The 18,711-nt window shown below is 60.9% G+C and carries 19 protein-coding genes; 5 read left to right on the forward strand and 14 right to left on the reverse strand.

The genetic code is table 11. The annotated features are described in order from the left end of the window. Positions 1–350 precede the first annotated feature (350 nt). The 11 genes from B5G03_RS03545 to ylxM form a co-directional block, all read right to left on the reverse strand. Complete coding sequence (locus B5G03_RS03545; protein ID WP_058965758.1) at positions 351–815, reverse strand: HrpE/YscL family type III secretion apparatus protein; 465 nt, start codon at positions 813–815, stop codon at positions 351–353. Then, positions 812–1,360, reverse strand: a complete 549-nt coding sequence (gene rsmD / locus B5G03_RS03550; protein ID WP_087180386.1) for a 16S rRNA (guanine(966)-N(2))-methyltransferase RsmD — start codon at positions 1,358–1,360, stop codon at positions 812–814. Before rsmD ends, B5G03_RS03545 begins: the two co-directional genes overlap by 4 nt. 96 nt (positions 1,361–1,456) lie before the next feature. Then, complete coding sequence (locus tag B5G03_RS03555; RefSeq protein ID WP_087180387.1) at positions 1,457–1,936, reverse strand: NAD(P)H-dependent oxidoreductase subunit E; 480 nt, start codon at positions 1,934–1,936, stop codon at positions 1,457–1,459. A gap of 3 nt (positions 1,937–1,939) precedes the next feature. Beyond that, positions 1,940–3,772 carry an excinuclease ABC subunit UvrC gene (gene uvrC / locus B5G03_RS03560; protein ID WP_087180388.1) on the reverse strand — a complete coding sequence of 611 codons (1,833 nt, stop codon included), beginning with the start codon at positions 3,770–3,772 and terminating at the stop codon, positions 1,940–1,942. Positions 3,773–3,900: 128 nt separating this feature from the next. Beyond that, the gene (locus B5G03_RS03565; protein WP_058965751.1) at positions 3,901–4,164 is read right to left on the reverse strand and encodes an HPr family phosphocarrier protein; all 264 of its coding nucleotides are present in this window, start codon (positions 4,162–4,164) and stop codon (positions 3,901–3,903) included. 206 nt (positions 4,165–4,370) lie between these two features. Then, complete coding sequence (gene trmD / locus B5G03_RS03570) at positions 4,371–5,099, reverse strand: tRNA (guanosine(37)-N1)-methyltransferase TrmD (RefSeq protein WP_242962278.1); 729 nt, start codon at positions 5,097–5,099, stop codon at positions 4,371–4,373. Then, positions 5,096–5,626: a ribosome maturation factor RimM gene (rimM, locus tag B5G03_RS03575; RefSeq protein WP_087180390.1), complete on the reverse strand. Its 531-nt coding sequence runs from the start codon at positions 5,624–5,626 to the stop codon at positions 5,096–5,098. The genes trmD and rimM overlap by 4 nt, the downstream gene beginning before the upstream one ends. Positions 5,627–5,770: 144 nt before the next feature. Then, entirely contained in the window at positions 5,771–6,004 is a 234-nt protein-coding gene (locus B5G03_RS03580) for a KH domain-containing protein (RefSeq protein WP_058965745.1), read from the reverse strand. Between the two features lie 24 nt (positions 6,005–6,028). Continuing rightward, complete coding sequence (rpsP, locus tag B5G03_RS03585) at positions 6,029–6,271, reverse strand: 30S ribosomal protein S16 (RefSeq protein ID WP_087180391.1); 243 nt, start codon at positions 6,269–6,271, stop codon at positions 6,029–6,031. Between the two features lie 123 nt (positions 6,272–6,394). Then, a complete protein-coding gene (gene ffh, locus B5G03_RS03590) occupies positions 6,395–7,717 on the reverse strand; it encodes a signal recognition particle protein (RefSeq protein ID WP_087180392.1) in 1,323 nt (440 codons plus the stop codon). A 33-nt stretch (positions 7,718–7,750) separates the two neighbouring features. Further along, positions 7,751–8,116 carry a YlxM family DNA-binding protein gene (ylxM, locus tag B5G03_RS03595; RefSeq protein ID WP_087180393.1) on the reverse strand — a complete coding sequence of 122 codons (366 nt, stop codon included), beginning with the start codon at positions 8,114–8,116 and terminating at the stop codon, positions 7,751–7,753. Positions 8,117–8,395: 279 nt separating this feature from the next. Between ylxM and B5G03_RS03600 the strand changes: the two genes are divergently transcribed. Further along, on the forward strand, positions 8,396–9,304 hold the full coding sequence (locus B5G03_RS03600; RefSeq protein WP_087180394.1) for a pyridoxal-phosphate dependent enzyme: 909 nt from the start codon (positions 8,396–8,398) through the stop codon (positions 9,302–9,304). A gap of 39 nt (positions 9,305–9,343) precedes the next feature. After that, entirely contained in the window at positions 9,344–9,847 is a 504-nt protein-coding gene (locus B5G03_RS03605; RefSeq protein WP_087180395.1) for a GreA/GreB family elongation factor, read from the forward strand. 75 nt (positions 9,848–9,922) lie between these two features. Here the strand turns inward: B5G03_RS03605 and B5G03_RS03610 are convergent, their stop codons facing one another. The 3 genes from B5G03_RS03610 to B5G03_RS03620 all read right to left on the reverse strand — a co-directional run bounded on the left by B5G03_RS03610 (position 9,923) and on the right by B5G03_RS03620 (position 14,778). Beyond that, positions 9,923–12,535 carry a cation-translocating P-type ATPase gene (locus B5G03_RS03610; protein ID WP_087180396.1) on the reverse strand — a complete coding sequence of 871 codons (2,613 nt, stop codon included), beginning with the start codon at positions 12,533–12,535 and terminating at the stop codon, positions 9,923–9,925. Positions 12,536–12,773: 238 nt separating this feature from the next. Further along, a complete protein-coding gene (locus tag B5G03_RS03615) occupies positions 12,774–13,289 on the reverse strand; it encodes an ATP-binding protein (protein WP_087180397.1) in 516 nt (171 codons plus the stop codon). Positions 13,290–13,518: 229 nt separating this feature from the next. Further along, the gene (locus tag B5G03_RS03620; RefSeq protein WP_087180398.1) at positions 13,519–14,778 is read right to left on the reverse strand and encodes an MFS transporter; all 1,260 of its coding nucleotides are present in this window, start codon (positions 14,776–14,778) and stop codon (positions 13,519–13,521) included. Positions 14,779–15,062: 284 nt separating this feature from the next. On the opposite strand from B5G03_RS03620, the gene B5G03_RS03625 reads away from it, so the two are divergent. The 3 genes from B5G03_RS03625 (at position 15,063) to B5G03_RS03635 (ending at position 18,653) form a co-directional block, all read left to right on the forward strand. Beyond that, complete coding sequence (locus B5G03_RS03625; protein WP_087180399.1) at positions 15,063–15,851, forward strand: DeoR/GlpR family DNA-binding transcription regulator; 789 nt, start codon at positions 15,063–15,065, stop codon at positions 15,849–15,851. A gap of 7 nt (positions 15,852–15,858) precedes the next feature. Further along, positions 15,859–17,172 (forward strand): alkaline phosphatase family protein, encoded by a 1,314-nt coding sequence (locus tag B5G03_RS03630; protein WP_087180400.1) that lies wholly within the window; start codon positions 15,859–15,861, stop codon positions 17,170–17,172. A gap of 161 nt (positions 17,173–17,333) precedes the next feature. Then, positions 17,334–18,653 carry a D-serine ammonia-lyase gene (locus B5G03_RS03635; protein ID WP_087180401.1) on the forward strand — a complete coding sequence of 440 codons (1,320 nt, stop codon included), beginning with the start codon at positions 17,334–17,336 and terminating at the stop codon, positions 18,651–18,653. The last annotated feature ends 58 nt before the right edge of the window (positions 18,654–18,711 follow it).

An 18,711-nucleotide genomic window follows, 5' to 3' on the forward strand; every position in this document is an offset into this window, starting at 1 on the left:
TTTCGCTCGGGGCTCAAGGTTTCCCCCATCGGCTCCACCGGTGTGGAAAACTCTCCACTTTACCCCACTTCTCCCCACTGTATCAATTATTATACGTTACCCCCACCTCAATTGCAAGATATTGCACCGAAAAAGAATCGTGAAAAATCTCGCCCCAATGCCGTTTTTTCGCGGATTGGCTGCATATTTTTCCTGTTTTGTGTATTCTTTCCGCCAGACGTCTTCCCCCGGTAAACCCTGCGGGTCCACCCTGGCGTTTTACACCGGGTTTTCCACAATTCGCCACGAGAAAAAGGCCCCGTGCCCGCCAAAATCCGGCAGGCACGGGGCCTTGAGGGCTGACCGTTCCGTCAGCCGTTGTTGTTCTTCGCGTTCTGGCGCAGGTTGGCGCGCACGGTCTTGACCTCCGCCGCGTTGCGGGCCAGCTGCTCCTCGGTGATGCGCAGCATGTTCTCGCAGTAGTCGGTCACGGTGGTGCGCATCTCGCGGGACTGGCTCTGCGCGCTGGAAAGGATCTCCGCCGCGCGCTGCTGGGCAGCCCGCACGATCTGCTCTTCGCCCACCAGCACCCGGGCCCGGTCCTCGGCCTTCTTCACGATGGCCTCAGCCTCCCGCTTGGCGCTGGCAATGATGTCCGCCCGGTCGTTCACGATGGCCTTGGCCTGGCGAATCTCGGTGGGCATGTTCAGGCGCACCTCGTCGATGATGTCCCGCATTTTGTCAATGTCCACCATCCGCTTGCTGCCGGAGAACGGCAGGCCGGAGGCCTCTTCCATGGTTTCTTCCATCAGGTCCAGCAACTCGTCGATGTTCATTCTTCTCGCTCCTTTTCATAGCGGGTCACCAATACGGTGCCGTAACGGTATTGTTTTTTCTTGCAAAGGCCCTCGCACTCGTCCGGCAGACTGGCTGCCAGCTCGCTCTCGCACAGCACCGTGCCGCCGGGCGCGGTCACCCGCGCCACCTGAGGCAGAATCTGCGCCAGCGTATCGTGGCGGTAGGGCGGGTCCAGCAGAACGACGTGGAACTGCTCGCCGCAGCTCGCCAGGAACGTGTCCGCCCTGGTGTTGCGAATCTGGCTTTGGGCCTGCACACCGGCGGCCCGACAGTTCTGCTCCACGACGCGCACCGCGCCCCGGTCCTGGTCCACGAACACGCAGCTGGCCGCACCGCGGCTCAGCGCCTCGATGCCCAGCTGACCGCTTCCTGCGAACAGATCCAGCACCTTTGCCCCCGGCAGGATGAACTGCAGGGCGCTGAACATGCCCTCCTTCACCCGGTCCACCGTGGGTCTTGTAATATCTTCTCCCGGCAGGGCCGCCAGCTTGGTGCCCCGGGCAGAGCCTGAGATCACACGCATGGGGGTCCACCTCCCTTTCCTATCCCTTTGTGTTTTCCATTATGGCCCGCACCGGCCGCTTTGTCAAGAAGAAAGGTGCGGACCCGAACTGCCGGTTCACCCTTTTTTCGGCCGCAGAGTTTCCAGAATACGGTCCACCGCGGCGGCGTCACAGCCGTTCCAGAGCACCCCATCCACCTGGATGTTGGGCCCCTTGCCGCACTGCTTGAAGCAGTTCTGGGTGCGCAGCACTGCGGTGCCCTCGGGCAACTGGGCCAGTCCCTTTTTCAGCCGGTCCATCAATGCGGCGTTTTTCGCGCCGCATCGCCCGCCGCTGCACACCACAATCTCGTGGGCGGCGGCCCCCAGCTTTAGGCTGGGATACAGACGGATCAGCTTTTCCAGCAGCGGCACCTTGTATCCGGTGCAGACAGAGATGGTCTCCAGCGCCTGGGGCGGAATGTGGCCGTAAATCTCCTGAGTTTCCCGCAGCAGGGCCACGGTATCCTCCTGCTCCAGGGTGGGGCGGCTGCCCTTTCGGCCGGCATAGTACTCCGCCGCCTCGGCAAAGCGTTCGTGCAATGTGTTCTGGTCCATAAATCAATCCTCCGTTCGGGGGTGAAAATAGTCGTAGATGGTTTGGGCGGCCTTCTGGCCCACGCCCTTGGCGTTGGTCAGCTCGTCCACACCGGCTTCGCGCACCGCCCCCACCGACTTGAAGTGGGCCAGAAGCGCCTTGGCGGTGGCCGGTCCCACGCCGGGAATGGCGGTCAGACTGGAAGCATAGGCTTTCTTCTTCTGGTTCTGGCGCTGGTAGGCGATGGAGAACCGGTGCACCTCGTCCTGAATGGAAGAGATGAAGGTGAAGATATTCCGGTGCATGCTGATGGCGATTTCGCCGCCGTCGGCGGTCACGATGGCCCGGGTCCGGTGGTGGTCGTCCTTCACCATGCCGAACAACGGCACCGCCGCCAGAGCGGTGCCCGCCAGCGCCGCCTTCACTGCGCTCACCTGGCCCTTGCCGCCGTCCAGCAAGATCACGCTGGGCAGCACCGAGAACTGGCCCGCCGTGCCTTTTTCATACTCAGCGGCCCGGCGGCTCAGCGCCTCGGCCATGCTGGCAAAGTCGTCGGTGCCCGCCACGGTGCGCATCTTGAAGCGCCGGTAGCCGCTTTTCTTGGGGCGGCCGTTTTCAAACACCACCATACCGCAGACACTGGTGCCCTCGCCCCAGTTGGAAATATCGTAGCTCTCGATCACCGCCGGAGGCTCGGGCAGGCCCAGCACCGCGGCGGCCTCGTCCAGCAGGCGCTGATTCCGGTCGGTGCGGCCGCTCTCCCGGGCCAGGCGTTCCACCGCGTTGGTATAGGCCATGCTCACCAGCTTGGCCGTGTCGCCCCGCTGGGGCACATACAGCTGCACCTTGGTCCCCCGGGTCTCCTCCAGCAGCTGGGTCAAAGCCTCGTGGCTCTCGGGCAGCACATCCACCGCGATGACCTTGGGAATCTCCTCCCCGTCCAGATAGTAACGGGGCAGAAATTCCTCCCGCAAGGCGTCCAGGTCGGCGGTGCCCCGGAACAGGAACTCCCGCTTGTCGGTCAAACGGCCGGTGCGGTAGCGCAGGATAGCTGCGCAGCTGTTCTGCCCCACTCCGGCGAAGGCGATCACATCCATCTGGGTGCTCTCGTCCACCACCACCTTCTGCCCGGCCGACACCTTTTTGATTGCGGCGATTTGGTCTCGCAGCAGGGCGGCCTGCTCAAAGTCCAGCCGCTCGGCAGCCTCCTCCATGCGCTGCTCCAGCGTTTTCACGATGTCTTTTTTGCCGTAGCGGATCAGTCGGATGGCTCCCTGCACTGCCTGGTTGTAGGTCTCCTTGCTGATTTTCCCGCTGCACAGGGCCATACACTTGCCGATGTGGGCGTTCAGGCAGGGGCGACCCTTGCCGATCTCCTGGGGAAAGCGCCGGTTGCACCGGGGCAGCAGGAAGGCGTCCTGGGCGGTCTCCACCATCTGGCGCACCGCGAAGCTGCTGGTGAAGGGCCCGATGTACTCCGCCCCGTCCTCCTCCTTTTGCAGCGCCGCCGAGATGCGGGGGTATTCTTCCTTGGTGATCTTCACATAGCTGTAGCCCTTGTCGTCCTTGAGCAGAATGTTGTACTTGGGGGTATGGGCTTTGATCTGGCTGGCCTCCAGCACCAGAGCCTCAAACTCGCTTTGGCAGACGATCACGTCAAAATTGAAGGCGTGCTCGATCATCTGGGTGACTTTGGCATCGTGGGGGACGCCCTCCCGGAAATACTGACTCACTCGGGTGCGCAGCCGCTTGGCCTTGCCGATGTAGATGATCTCATCCCGCTTGTCCCGGATGATATAGACCCCCGGCAGCAGGGGCAGCATCTTCGCTTTTTCGTGCAGTTCAGCCTTGGTCATGGCAGGGGTCCTCCTTTTTCGGCCGTGGGGGTGTGCGGCCCGTATCCTCAGTATGCCCCGCTTGAGGAGCAAAAGCAAAAAAGGGCGGGTTTTCAAAACCCGCCCTTTGATTTACGAAAGCAAAGAAATTACTCGGCGAAACCGGAGTTTACCAGCTTTACCAGGCCTTCCACGGCAGCCTGCTCGTCGGCGCCGTCGGCAATGATGCGGATGGTGGTGCCGCCCACGATGCCCAGGCTCAGAACGCCCAGCAGGCTCTTGGCATTCACGCGGCGCTCTTCCTTCTCGACCCAGATGGAAGACTTGTACTCGTTGGCCTTCTGGATGAAGAAGGTAGCGGGACGGGCATGCAGGCCGACTTTGTTCTCAACGGTAACTTCTTTAACAAACATGATTCATTCGCTCCTATTTCTAAAATTAGATGGGCTTCTGGTTGTTATAATAGCCCATTCTTACCCGATTGTACAGTACATTTGTGCAATTTTGTCAGTTTCCCGAATCCGCAAAATACCGGAAACGTTTCTTTGTGCAAATCAACCACTTAGTTTTCAACAATCTCATGAGAAATCCCGAAAGTTTTCAACTCTATCAGCATTAATTACTTTTTGTGGTTCTGATTATGCTCATTTTGGTACGCTTCGTACAAATCCGGGCGCCGGATGCGGGTGCGTTCCAGGCTTTGCTCGCGCCGCCATTTGTCTATATTGCCATGATGGCCGCTGAGCAGGATTTCCGGAACCTTTTTGCCCCGCCACTCCTCCGGTCGGGTGTACTGGGGGTATTCCAGCAGGCCGTTCCAGTGGCTCTCGTCCTGATAGCCCTCCGGCTGTGCCAGCACGCCGGGCTGCAGGCGCAGCACGCTGTCCGCCACCACCAGCGCCGCCAGCTCACCGCCGGTGAGCACATAGTCGCCGATGCTGATTTCCTCGTCCGCCAGCTCCTCGATCACCCGCTCGTCCATGCCTTCGTAATGGCCGCAAACCAATAGAAGGCTGTCGTACTGGGCAAGCCGCTTGGCGGTCTCCTCGGAGAAAGGCTGGCCAGCCGCGGTCATAAATATAATATGCGGCCGCTGACGGCCCTGTTCCTCCACCTGGCGGATGATATCCTGGCAGCAGTCATAGATGGGCTGAGCGTTCATCACCATGCCGCAGCCGCCGCCGTAGGGATAGTCGTCCACCTGCTTCTGCCGGTTCAGGGTGTAGTCCCGAATCTGATGGCAGTGAGTCTCGATATAGCCTCGTTTTGCGGCCCGGCCCAGGATGCTCTCGTCCAGCACCCGCTGGCACATCTCCGGGAACAGGGTCGCCACATCCACCCGCATCATACCTGGTCACCATTTTCCGCTTCGCTGAACATGCCCGGAATGGGGCTGACCAGCACCTTGCGGTCCTCAATGCAGATCTTCACCAGGAAGGGCTTGACCGCCGGGAACAGGGCGGTGGAGCCGTCCGGGCAGGAAACGGTGTAGATGTCCTGGGCACCGGGATGGCTGACCTGGGCGATCTCGCCGTAGTCCCGGCCGTTCTCGGCGTCGATCAGACGGCAGCCCAGCAGGTCCGCCTGAAAATAATGACCCTTGGGCAGCTTTGCGTCCGCCCGGTCGATGTAAAACACCTGGCCCACCAGCGCGCGGGCGGCGTCCATGTCGTTCACGCCTTCAAAGGTGACCAGCGCCATGTTCTTGTGGGCCCGCACCTTGGTCACAGCAATGGGCGCCTGGCCCTGCGGGCCCCGGTACAGCCGCTTGAACCGGCCCAGAAAGGCCGCGTCGTCGCACCAGAGCTCCACCTTTACTTCGCCCGCCACCCCGTGGGTGGTCACGGCCTTGCAGACTTCCAGATACTGCTGCATCTTGTTTCTCTCCTTTTGTGTGGGGCAGGGCCGCTTCGCCCGCCCGGTGACAAGGGCAATGCCGCATTGCCCAAACAAAAAACAGGGCCCCTTGCACAGAAGCTGGCAAGTGGCCCTGTTTGTGTGGTTTTGTTCTCCCGAAGGTCAGTCGATCTCTACCATGACCTTTTCGCCCTTGCGAACGGCGGCAGCCCGCATTACAACGCGGATGGCCTTGGCGATGCGGCCCTGTTTGCCGATCACCCGGCCCATGTCGTTCTCAGCCACGCTCAGGTGGTAAACGATGGTGCCGTCCTCACGGGGGGCGTCCACGGTAACGGACACAGCGTCCTTATCGTCGACCAGGCCCCGGGCAACTGCCAGCAACAGCTCCTGCATAGGGTTGCCCTCCCTTTTGACTGATTACAGGATCTCGTTCTTCTTCAGCAGCTCACGAACGGTATCGGTGGGCTGAGCGCCGTTGGCGATCCACTTCTTAGCCTTCTCGGCGTCGATCTTCACAACGCTGGGCTCCTTGGTGGGATCGTAGTAGCCGATCTCCTCGATGAAACGGCCGTCACGGGGGAAGCGGCTGTCAGCAACAACAACGCGGTAGAAGGGAGCTTTCTTGGCGCCCATGCGGCGCAGACGGATCTTAACTGCCATAGTGGTAAACCTCCTGATGTTTGGGGCCCCGATATGGGGCGATTGTGATTGTTATATTGTATCAAACCCGCCCTTTTTGAGGGCTGCGGGTCATACCTTGGAAAGCTGCGCGTTTTTTCGCGCTTACATGCCGCGCAGGCGGCGGCCAAAGGCCTTGGGGTTCTTTTTCATCTGCTTCATCATCTTCTGCATCATCTCAAACTGGCGAAGCAGCTTGTTCACCTCTTCCACGCTGGTGCCGCTGCCGGCGGCGATGCGGCGCTTGCGCTTGGGGTTGATGATGCTGGGCTTTTCCCGCTCGGCGGGGGTCATGCTGCAGATGATGGCCTCGATGTGCACGAACACCTTTTCGTCGATGTCATCCGGGTTGATCTTGTTGCCGCCGGGAAGCATGGAGACCAGCGACGCAACGCCGCCCATCTTTTTCATCTGGGCCAGCTGGTCCAGCATGTCGTTCATATCGAACTTGTTCTCCATCATCCGCTTGGCGGTCTCGGCGGCCTTCTTCTCATCCTGCAGGTCCTGCGCCTTCTCGATGAGGGTGAGCACGTCGCCCATGCCCAGGATGCGGCTGGCCATGCGGGCCGGATGGAAGACCTCCAGATCGTCCAGCTTTTCGCCGGTACCCTGGAACTTGATGGGCTTGCCGGTGACGGCCTTGACGCTGAGCGCCGCGCCGCCGCGGGTGTCGCCGTCGGTCTTGGTGAGGATGATGCCATCCACCGCCACGGCCTCATTGAAGGCCTTGGCCACGTTTACCGCGTCCTGACCGGCCATGGCGTCCACCACCAGCAGGACCTCGTCCACCTCAACGGCTTCCTTGATGCGGCCCAGCTCATCCATGAGCTCCTGGTCCACATGCAGGCGGCCGGCGGTATCCAGAATCACGATGTCGTTGCCGTAATCCTTGGCGTGGGCGATGGCCTTTTTGGCGATGATCTCGGGCTTTTCGGTGCCCATGGTGAACACCGGAACACCCGCCTGCTTGCCCACCACCTGCAGCTGATCAATAGCCGCGGGGCGGTAGATATCACAGGCCACCAGCAGCGGGCGATGGCCCTGCTTGAGGAACCATTTGCCCAGCTTGGCGGCGTGGGTGGTTTTACCGTTACCCTGCAGACCGCAGAGCATGAGCACCGTGGGAGGCTTGGACTTGATGTGGATGCGCGCAGCCTCGTTGCCGCCCATGAGCTCGGTAAGGGATTCGTTTACGATCTTGATGACCTGCTGGGCAGGGGTCAGGCTTTCCATGACCTCCTGGCCCATGGCCCGCTCGGTGACTCCGGCGATGAAGTCCTTGGCCACCTTGTAGTTTACGTCGGCCTCCAGCAGGGCGGTGCGCACTTCACGCATGGCGGCCTTGATGTCCGCCTCGGTGAGCTTGCCCTTGCCCCGCAGCCGTTTGAACACGCCCGAAAGCCGTTCGGAAAGAGATTCAAAGGCCATGTCGTCGTCCTTTCGTTGTGTGTGCCGGAAGGGTTATTCGCTGATCTGCCCGATGATCTCGAGCATCTTGCGGGCGGAATCGTCGATGCGCTTGCTCGGCGTGTAGCCGTTGGCGTTCTCAAACTGAATCTCCCGCGCCAGGCTTTCCAGCTGGGCGATGCCCTGCTGCACGGCCCGGTAGCGCTTTGCGAAGCCTACCTTTTCCTCCAGCTCCAGGATGATTCCCTCGCCCCGCTTGATGGAGTCCCGCACGCCCTGGCGGGTGATGCCGAAGTTATCGGCGATCTCTGCCAGCGACAGATCGTCATTGTAGTACTGCTCCATCACGTCGCGCTGCTTTTCGGTGAGCACGTCGCCGTAGAAATCCAGCAACAGCGAAATCTCAAGATTCTTTGCCACCGAAAACGCCTCCTTGCCGGGGTGCCGGGCCCTGTAAAGTGTTTTGCCTTTTCGTAAAGCATTTTGCTTTACAGTTTGCTATTATAACAGAGGCCGCGCGGCGCTGTCAAGGGGGAAATGGCGCAAAAAACGTTCTTTTTCTTTCCCCTCTTTCCCGGGCATGACTTTGGTCGCGGAACGTGCTACAATAAGGGCAGAAAGCGGCGGGTGCCCCGCCCGCTCCCGCCGCGTCAGTCCCCATTGCTTTCCTATATATAATAAGAAAGGCAGGCGTTTGCGATGACCGGAATCAACGAGACCTATTATCAGCAGCTCACCCGCTGCCCCGTGGTGGCCCTTGGCGGCTATGCCGCGAAGCACGACCTTCCCGGCAAGCTGTACGCCTGCCTGTTGTTTGATGGCCCCACCGGCACCGGCAAGGATGCGCTGGCCACCGCCATGATCCGCCTGGCTGCCCAGCGGGGCGAATTAAAGGAAGGCCAGCCCATTGTGGAAACCGGCTGCGGCGCCTTTGCGGCGGCGCTGGCCATCGCCGCCGGGCGCAGCGGCCACCCGCTGACCCTGGTGGTGCCGCCCGCCCTGGAGCCGGAGCGGGAACGATTTCTGCAGGGGCTGGGCGCTCGGCTGCGGCCCTGCTATGAGCGGCCCTCCGGCCAGGAGGGCATGGACATCCTGGCCCGCCGCATGGCCGAGGAACAGGGCGCTTACTATATGAACTACTTAGCCAGCGAGGACAACCCGGAATACCACCGGCGCATCACCGGTCCTGCCATCTTAAAGGCCACCGACAACGGCAATCTGATCGACACCATCGTGGCCGGGGTGGGCAGCGGCGGCACCGTGACCGGCGTGGGCGAATATGTGAAGGCCTGGACCAATCACATCCGCATGGCAGCGGTGGAGCCCTACGAATGCCAGGCCATCGGCGGCGGCTTTCTGGCCCCCCACGGAATCGCCAACATCGGCTTCGGCTTCGTGCCGGAGAACTATAACCCCTATGTGGTGGATCTGGTGACGGCGGTGACCACCGGCGAGGCGGTGCAGGCCGCCCGCGAGGTGCTGCTCACCGACGGCATCCCCGCCGGGCCCAGCGCCGGAGCCACCCTGTACGCTGCCCGCACCCTGCTGGAAAAGGGCAAAAGCAAGAGCGCTTTGTGCATCTTCCAGAGCCGCCAGGTTTACGTCTGAGCGCTCTGAGCGAACATACCGAAAAAGAGGACTGATTGCATGTACGACGAACTCACCGAAGTGGACATCCAGAAAATGCAGGAGGAGATCGAGCACCGCATTCTGGTGGTGCGGCCCCAGTGCCTGGAGGACGTGAAGATCGCCCGCTCCTACGGAGATCTGAGCGAAAACTTTGAATACAAGGAGGCCAAACGCCAGAAAAACCGCAACGAGAGCCGCATTCGCTATTTGCAGCGGATGATCAAAACCGCCAAGGTGGTCAAATCCGACCATGCCGAGGGCTCGGTGGGCCTGTTTGACAAGATCACCCTGTACTTCCCCGAGGATGAAGAGGAAATGGTGGTCAAGCTGGTGACCACTCTGCGGGTCAATGCGGACAGCGGCCTCATCAGCCGGGAATCCCCGCTGGGCCGGGCCATCTTCGGCAAGCGGACCGGCGACACCGTGCAGGTGGAGGTTCGCCCCGGCGTGAGCTACCCGGTGACCATCCGGGCCATTGAGCCCAGCGACGACGACGCTTCCCTGCCCATCAGCCAATATTAAAATGAAAAGGCCGCCGCCCTTCCCGGTTTCGGGAAAGGCGGCGGCCTTTTTTGTTTCAAATGGTTCCAGTCCGAATCACTTGCCCCGGATCACGCGGCCCAGCTGAATCAGCAAGGTGGGCGCGAAGGCCAGACCCAGAATCTGCAGGTACTGCACACCGCTCAGGGCAGTCACCGAGAACAGGCTTGCCAACACCGGGATGGTGAGCACGGCAGCCAGCAGCACCACGCCGCCGGCAAAGGCCATCAGCGAGTACTTGTTGCTGCCAAGGCCCAACTTGAAGATGGATTCGGTGCCCCGGCAGTTGAAGCCGTGGAACAAGCGGGCCAGGGTCAGGGTGGCGAAGGCCATAGTGCTGGCCATGGCGGCACCGCCGGCGGACAGACCCAGATAGAAGGCGGTCATAGAGGCAATGGCGATCAGAGCGCCCTGCCACAGGATCTTGAACATGAGGGGCTTATCCAGAATGGAGGCCTTGGGGTCGCGGGGCTTCTGGTCCAGCAGACCCTTCCGGGCGGGCTCCATACCCAAAGCAATGGCGGGCAGGCTGTCGGTGAGCAGGTTGATGAACAGCAGGTGTACCGGCTGGAAGGGCACGGGCAGAGCCATCAGCGAAGCGTACAGCACCGCCAGGATACCGGCCATGTTGCCGGACAGCAGGAACTGAATGGAGTTCTTGATGTTGGTGTACACACCGCGGCCGTTCACCACAGCCTTCACGATGGTGGCAAAGTTGTCGTCCGCCAGAATCATAGCGGCGGCGTCCTTGCTCACCTCGGTGCCGGTGATGCCCATGGCCACGCCCACGTCCGCCTTTTTCAGAGCGGGGGCGTCGTTCACGCCGTCGCCGGTCATGGCGGCAATGCAGCCCCGGCGCTGCCAGGCGGAAACGATGCGAATCTTGTGCTCGGGGGAAACGCGGGCGTAAACCGAGATATGGGTCAGCTTTTCGTCCAGCTCGTCGTCGGTCATGGCGTCCAGCTCCACGCCCTCCAAGGCCATGTCGCCTTCCTCAAAGATGCCGATCTGCTTAGCGATGGCGGTGGCGGTGACCTTGTGGTCGCCAGTGATCATCACGGTGCGGATGCCGCCGCGCTTGGCGTCGGCCACAGCCTGCTTGCTCTCCTCACGAGGCGGGTCGATCATAGACACCAGGCCCACGAAGGTGAAGTCGTTCTCGTCCTCCAGGGTCAGCTCCCGCTCCGCATCCATCTCGCGGCAGGCGAAGGCCAGAACACGCAGGCCATTTTGGGAAAACTCCTCGTTGGCCCGGGCAATGGCGGCGCGCGTCTCGTCGGTCAGGGGCACCACGCCCTGGGCGGTGAGCAGCCGCTCGGAGCGGGCCAGCAGCACGTCCATGGCGCCCTTGGTGAGCAGCATGGGCTTGCCGTTCACCCGGTGCAGGGTGCTCATCAGCTTGCGGTCGGAATCAAAGGCCAGCTCACCCAGGCGGGGGAACTGACTGCGCACGCTGTTCGCGTCGGTCTGGTGCATACCGCCCCAGTTCACCAGGGCGATCTCGGTGGGGTCGCCCACCGAAGCGCCGCTGGCCACATCCACGGTGGCGTCGCTGGCCAGCAGGCCGATCTTCAGCAGCAGCTCCTGGGCCGGATCGCTCATGTCGGCTTCATTCGCCTCCACCAGCTTGCCGTCCGCCCAGATCTTCTGCACGGTCATCTTGTTTTGAGTCAGGGTGCCGGTTTTATCCGAGCAGATCACCTGCACCGAACCCAGGCTTTCCACTGCCTTGAGTTCTTTGATGATGGCGTTCTGACGGGCCATTTTCTGGGTGCCCATGGCCAGCACGATGGTCACGATGCTGCTCAGAGCCTCGGGAATGGCAGCAACCGCCAGCGCCACGGCGAAGAGCAGGGAGTCCAGCAGGCCCATGCCGCTGCGGAACAGCGACAGGCAGAACACCAACGCACAGATGGCCAGGATGGCCGCCGCCAGCTTGCCGGAGAAGTCGTCCAGGCTCTTCTGCAGGGGGGTCTTGCGCTGCTGGGTCTGGTTCATCAGCTCGGCAATGTGACCCAGCTCGGTGTTCATGCCGGTACCGGTGACCAGCATCACCGCGCGGCCGTAAGTGACCAGCGAGCCGGAGAACACCATGTTCTTCTGGTCTCCCAGGGCGGTCTTGCCCGCAGGCAGAGCGTCGGCGGTCTTCTCCACCGCCTCGGATTCACCGGTCAGCGAGCTCTCGTTCACCTTCAGGGAATAGCACTCCAGCAGGCGGCCGTCGGCAACCACCAGGTCGCCCGCCTCCAGATACACGATGTCGCCGGGCACCACCTGGGGACCCGCCACTTCCTGGCGCACGCCGTCCCGCAGGACCTTGGCCACCGGGGCGGACATGGCTTTCAGGCTTTCCAGACTTTTTTCCGCCTTCAGATACTGCACGGTGCCCAGCACCGCGTTCATGATGAGCACCGCGAAGATGACCAAAGTGCTCTCCACATTGCCGGACACCATGGAGATCACCGCCGCCACGGCCAGAATAAAGACCAGCAGGTCCTTAAACTGCTCCAGGAAGATCACCAGCGGGCTTTTCTTTTTGCCTTCCGCCAGCTGGTTGGGGCCGTGCTCCTCCAGCCGCCGGGCAGCCTCCTGAGCGGTCAGGCCGTTTGCTGTGGCCTTTACCTGCTCCAGGGCCTGCGGAACGGTTTTGTCAAAATAGGTTTGTTCCATACGTTCGTTCTCCTTTTTCATAGTTTGCCCGTTTTGCCCGGCGGGAAGTCCTTTTCCGCAAAAGAAAAAAGACTTCCCGACAGCACGCGCAAAGCGTTGCTGTCGAAAAGTCTTGTTACCGACTCATTAAGAAGCGGCGCACCCTGCCAGGCCCTTTTGAGGCCGTGATGTTGACAAGGCGGCTTGCAACTACTCCCTTTTCAACTTGGGTTAACTATACCACGGGCGGCAGGTCCCGTCAAGAGATTTTTGCAGGATTTTCATTTTTTTCACATTTTGGTCCTTTTTCCCATCCAATGCCTTCCACCCGTTCCTGCCAGGAGATACGCCAGATCTCGTGGAAGCCCTCCTCCTTTTTCGGCTCCACCAGCCGGGGCCGCATAAGCGCGATAGTAAAAAAGGGCACATGCCGCTGGCGGCAGGCATCGTTGCGGATGGCCTGAGCCACGCCGGTGTCGATCCACACCGCCACGCAGCGCACCCCCTCCGGCACCGCCCGCAGCACCCGCCGCCGCGCCCTGCGGGACAGATGCACCGAGTCCACCACCACATCTCTGCCCTGTTCCAGCGCCGCACGCATGCGCTGGTTCATGATCCGGTGAACCCGGTGGTAGCCCCTCAGGGTGAGCTCCTTGCCGAACAGCTCCATGCGGATGCCGTCCGATCCGATGTATTCCGCCCCGGCCAGCCGAGTCTTGGCCCAGGTGGTCTTGCCCGCGCCGGAGATTCCCACCAGCAAATACATTGTGGCCATTGCTTCGCCTCCTTTTTGTTCGCCCCGCTCCCGGCCCGGCAACAAAAAAAGACTTTTCGGCACAGCAAATACTGTGCCGAAAAGTCTTGTTACCGTGTCTTGAGCAAACCGGCCCGCTTCGCCAGGCTTTTGCCGTGATGTTGACGAAGCGGCTTGCAACTACTCCCTTTTCAACTGGCTATACTATACCAGTTTTCCGGGGGCAAGGTCAATGGTTTTCACAGAGTTTTTATCCTTTGCGGATGTGGCGCAGGATGTAGCTGCTCAGCAGCGCGCCCAGAACCGCGAAGCCCGCCATGATCAGAAATACCACCCGGTAGCCCTGCAGTCCGGGCATGCTGTCCAGAATGCCGCCGTAGATCGCATACATGAACGCGCCGGGCAGATAACCGATGAAGGAGCCCATGGACATGGCCGCGCCGGTGATCTCACGGGGAACATGCACCTCGTCCATGGGAGCGAAGAAGATGGCACGCATGCTGAACACCATGGCGCCGATGCTCAGGGTGAAGGTCATGCCCAGAGCAACGCCCATGCTGCCGTGGGGCAGGAAGGTGAAGACCACCAGAGCCACACCGGCGATGGCAAACACGATGCGCAGGAAACGGGTGGCGGAATGCAGCACCTTATCGCTGATAAAGCCGCCGATCGGGCCGCCCAGCATCTTCAAACCGTACTGGTTGATGATACCGTAGGCGCCCACCAGCGCAGCAGGCAGAGCGTAGACTTCCTCCAGGAAGGGAATGAAATAGGTCAGACCGCAGTAAACCGCATATACCATGAAGATGTTCAGGGAAACCAGCCAGATGTTCTTATTCTTCAGCGCGCTGATCACGCCCTCCCAGGCAGCCTGGTTGGCGCTGACCTTTTTGCCCTCCTGGTTGGCAGCAGGCTTTTCGTCCGGGTCCAGCAGGAAGTAGGCGATCACGCCGATCACGCCGGGCACCGCCGCATAGAACAGAATGGCCATGCGAAGGCCGGCGGCGTTGCTGCCCATGGCGGCAAAGATGCTCAGAGCGCCGAAGGCCACAATGGTATCCACCAGACCGCGGCCGGCTTCCATGATGCCGAACATGCGTCCCTGTTCCTCTTCTGTGCCCAAAAGACGAACGGTTTTCAGCATGGTGGGCCAGTAGAGCATATCCGCACAGACCGCAAGCAGACAGTAGATCACCAGGAACATCCCGTAGGACGGGAAGGTGGACAGCCAGACGCCGCACAGGCAGATGCCCAGCAGAGCCATGGGGATCATGATCTTCTTGGAAATACGGTCGGTCAGATAGATGGATGCCAGAAAACCAAAGGTGGAGATCAGGCCAGCCACGCTGATGGCGGTACCGATCTGGGTGTGGGAAAGCCCCATAAACTCCTGCATGGGCACGTAGAAGGCGTCCTTCAGGTTGCCCAGCTTATAAATCGTACCGGCGCCCAGTAGCAGGGTACCGAAGGAGATCCATTTTTTACTGTTCGCGTTTTTGGTCGCTGCCATAAACATTCATTCCTCTCTTCTACTAAAGCATTCTCTCTGTTTCACGTTTGGATCTTCGCAAATTGGGTTTCGGTGTGGGCCGGTCCATTACGGCTTCATTATACGTGTGTTTCCATGTGTTTTCAAGTGTTTTTGTGTGTTTGATTGCGTTTTTGCGTGGATATACAAGCGTTTTTGTGTTTTATTGTGCACTATTTCCTCATTTTTTCGTTGTTTTGTGTGTTTTTCTGTGTTATACTGTGGTTGTGGACCAGTACGTTACAGCTAAAGGAGTTTTGATCAATATGTTGGCTGAGCAAAGATATCAGGAGATCCTGGCGATCCTTCGCCGGGAAGGCAGTGTGAAAAGCGCACAGATCCGCCAGGCGCTGGGCGTTTCCGGTGAAACCGTTCGCCGGGACCTGGAAGCAATGGAAGGTCTGGGTATGCTGCGGCGCACCCATGGCGGCGCCATGCCGGCGGAGACCGGCGAGGCTGGCGCGGATTATACTCCCTTTTATAATCGCCAGCAGCAGAACACCGGCCACAAGAGCCAGGTGGCGCAGCTGGCGGCGGATTACATCCGCGAGGGGCAGTCCATCGCGCTGGACTCCGGTACCACCGCCCTGTCGCTGGCACGGGTGATCCGGGAGCGGTTCCGCCGCCTCACCGTGGTGACCAATTCCCTGGCCGTGCTGAAAGAACTGGGCGACTCCGCCGGGATCACCGTGATCCTGACCGGTGGAGTATACCGCTCGGAGGAAGCTGCCTTATCCTCCGACTTTGCCACGCTGATTTTTTCAAAGCTGAATATCGATACCTTCTTCCTCACCACCTGCGGCGTTTCGGTGGAGCGGGGCGTGACCTATCAGCGCATGGACGAGATCATTGTGCAGGAATCCATGATGGAGGCCGCCGGCCGGACCATCATGATCACCGATTCCAGCAAGCTGGGCACCAATTCCCTGGTGCGCATGTGCGGCATCGACCGGCTGGCGATGATCATCACCGATTCCAGCGCCAGCGACGAACAGCTCGCCCCCTTCCGCAACGCAGGCCTTCTGGTGGTGACGCCAAACGAAAAGGAGCTGTGATTTTATCATGAATACCCAGCAGCGGCCCAGCGTGCTTTTGATTTCTGTGGACGCATTGAAACCGGAATTTTTACTGGAACAGAAACGTCTGGGGCTGGAGCTGCCCAATCTGACCCGCTGCTTTCTGCAGGGCGGCGCAGTGGCCAAGGGCGGCGTAAAGAGCGTTTTCCCCACCTTTACCTATCCCTGCCATCAGAGCATCATCACCGGTGCGACTCCGGCGGTCCACGGCATTTACAACAACGCCATTTTCGATCCCGCCGGCAAGCACATGGGCGCCTGGAACTGGTTTGCCAATAAAAATGTCAAGACCCTGTGGCAGGCGGCACGCGAGGGCGGTTACTGCTCGGCCAGCGTGGCCTTCCCCACCTCGGTGGGCGCGGACGGCGACTACATCGCCCCTGAATTCTGGTGGGATGGCTCCGTTCTGGATTCCGCTTTCCTGGATGTGGTGTGCCGTCCTCAGGGCCTGATCGCCGAGATGGAAGCGGACATTGGCCGCTATGCCGGCGGCCTGGATCTGACCGACGCAGGCGACGCTCAGCGTGGCGCGGCTGCACTGTGGATGCTGCGCAACAAGCTGGAACCGCAGATTGCGGAAAAGCCCTTCTTCCTGAGCGCTTATTTTGCCAGCTTCGACGAAAGCGCCCATCTGTTCGGCGTTTACAGTCCGGAGGCGGCGGCCAGCCTGCAGAAGATCGACGCCATGGTGGGCAGTCTGATCGACGAGGCCCGGCGCATCTGCAACGGCAACGTATATGTATGCGTGGTTTCCGACCACGGTTCGCTGGATAACACCCATAACATCTCCCCCAACGTGCTGCTGCGGCAGGCTGGTCTGATCCAGATCGACGACGAGGGCCGGGTCCTGGATTGGAAGGCCTGGAGCCAACGGGCGGGCGGCACGGCGGAGATCCGTCTGGCTGACCCCGATGACGCGGATACCCGCGCCAAGGTGGAGAAGCTGCTGGCCGATTTGCTTGCAGACCCGGACAGCGGCATCCTGGAGGTTTTGAACCACGAACAGGCATTGGAGCGGGGCGGCTTTGCCCTGGCGGATTATGTGCTGGTATCCCGGAAGGGCTACGAGCTGCGGGACGACGTGTCGGGCGCATACTGCCGCACCACCCTGCACCAGAAGGCTCAGCACGGTTACAGCGAAAACTTCCCGGAAATGCGGGCCAGCTTCCTCATCGCGGGCCCCGGCATTGCCCCCGGTACCGATCTGGGCAGCATGAACCTGATCGATATCGCCCCCACCCTGGCCCATCTGATGGGCGTGTCTCTGCCTGATGCTCAAGGCCAGTCCCGCCTGAGCTGAGGCGGGAGACCGGCCCCCGCCGGTTTCCTCTGCTCTCGCAACACGAACAAACTGCCGCCTCCCATCGGATGCGGCAGTTCCCCGAAAATGTTCAGTTGAAAGGATTTCTCTACTCACTTCAAACAAGCAGCCCGCGCCGCCGGGCTCAAAGGAGAAAAATTATGAATCAAGAACTGTTGCAGCGTTTTCAGTCCGTTCCCGCCGTGGCCGACGCAGCCGCCGGTCAGGTGACCTTCTGGATCAACCCGAACCGTGTTTCGGGCGGCGAAAAGCAGATCACCGCAGTGACCCCCGCCATGATTGAGGACGCCCGCGCCCGGCTGGACCGGTTTGCCTCCTACATCGCCAAGGTCTTCCCCGAGACCCGGGAAAACAACGGTCTGATCGAGTCGCCTCTGGCCGCTATCCCCGGCATGCGGGACTTTTTGAACGAGGAATACGACGCTTCCATCGAAGGTTCCCTGTTCCTGAAAAAGGACAGCGACCTGCCCATCGCCGGTTCCATCAAGGCCCGTGGCGGCATCTATGAGGTGCTCAAGCATGCCGAGACTCTTGCCATGCAGGCAGGCATGCTCAGCCGTACCGACGACTACGCCATTCTGGCCGAGCCCCGCTTCCAGGAATTCTTCCGTCAGTACACCGTGCAGGTTGGCAGCACCGGCAACCTGGGCATGAGCATCGGCATCATGAGCGCCAAGCTGGGCTTCCGGGTGATCGTGCACATGTCCGCCGATGCCAAGCAGTGGAAAAAGGACCTGCTGCGCAGCCACGGTGTTGAGGTACGGGAATATACTGCCGACTACTGCGCCGCCGTGGAAGAGGGCCGCAAGGACTCTGACGCGGACCCCATGAGCTATTTTGTGGATGACGAAAACTCCGCCGACCTGTTCCTGGGCTACAGCGTGGCCGGCAAGCGGCTGGCTGCCCAGCTGAAGGCCCAGAACGTTCCGGTGGACGCGGACCATCCCCTCTTTGTTTACCTGCCCTGCGGCATCGGCGGCGCCCCCGGCGGCGTGGCCTACGGCCTGAAAGTGGAATTCGGCGACGCGGTGCACTGCTTCTTCACCGAGCCCACCCAGGCCTGCTGCATGCTGCTGGGCATGGCCACCGGCCTGCACGACGGCGTGAGCGTGCAGGACTTCGGCATCAGCGGCAAGACAGAGGCCGACGGCCTGGCCGTGGGTCGCCCCTCCGCCTTTGTGGGCCGGGTGGTTTCTCCCCTGGTCAGCGGCATCGCCACCATCCAGGACGCCACCCTTTACGACCTGATGCGCGGCCTGCTGCGCACCGAAGACATCTTCATTGAGCCCAGCTCCTGCGCGGCCTTTGCCACTCTGCTGCAGCCTGATGTGATGGCTCAGTACCTGAAGGACAACGGCTTGGAGGACAAGGCCGCCTCCATCACCCACATCGCCTGGGCCACTGGCGGACGCATGGTACCCGCCGCCACCCGGGAAGCCTATCTGAAGATGGGCCTGTGATTTTTACCGCTTACTCCTTTCTCTCTTCTCACAAAAAGGACCCCTGCCGTCTGGCAGG

Origin of the sequence: Gemmiger sp. An50, from assembly GCF_002161595.1 — a bacterium.
Lineage (GTDB): Bacteria > Bacillota > Clostridia > Oscillospirales > Ruminococcaceae > Allofournierella.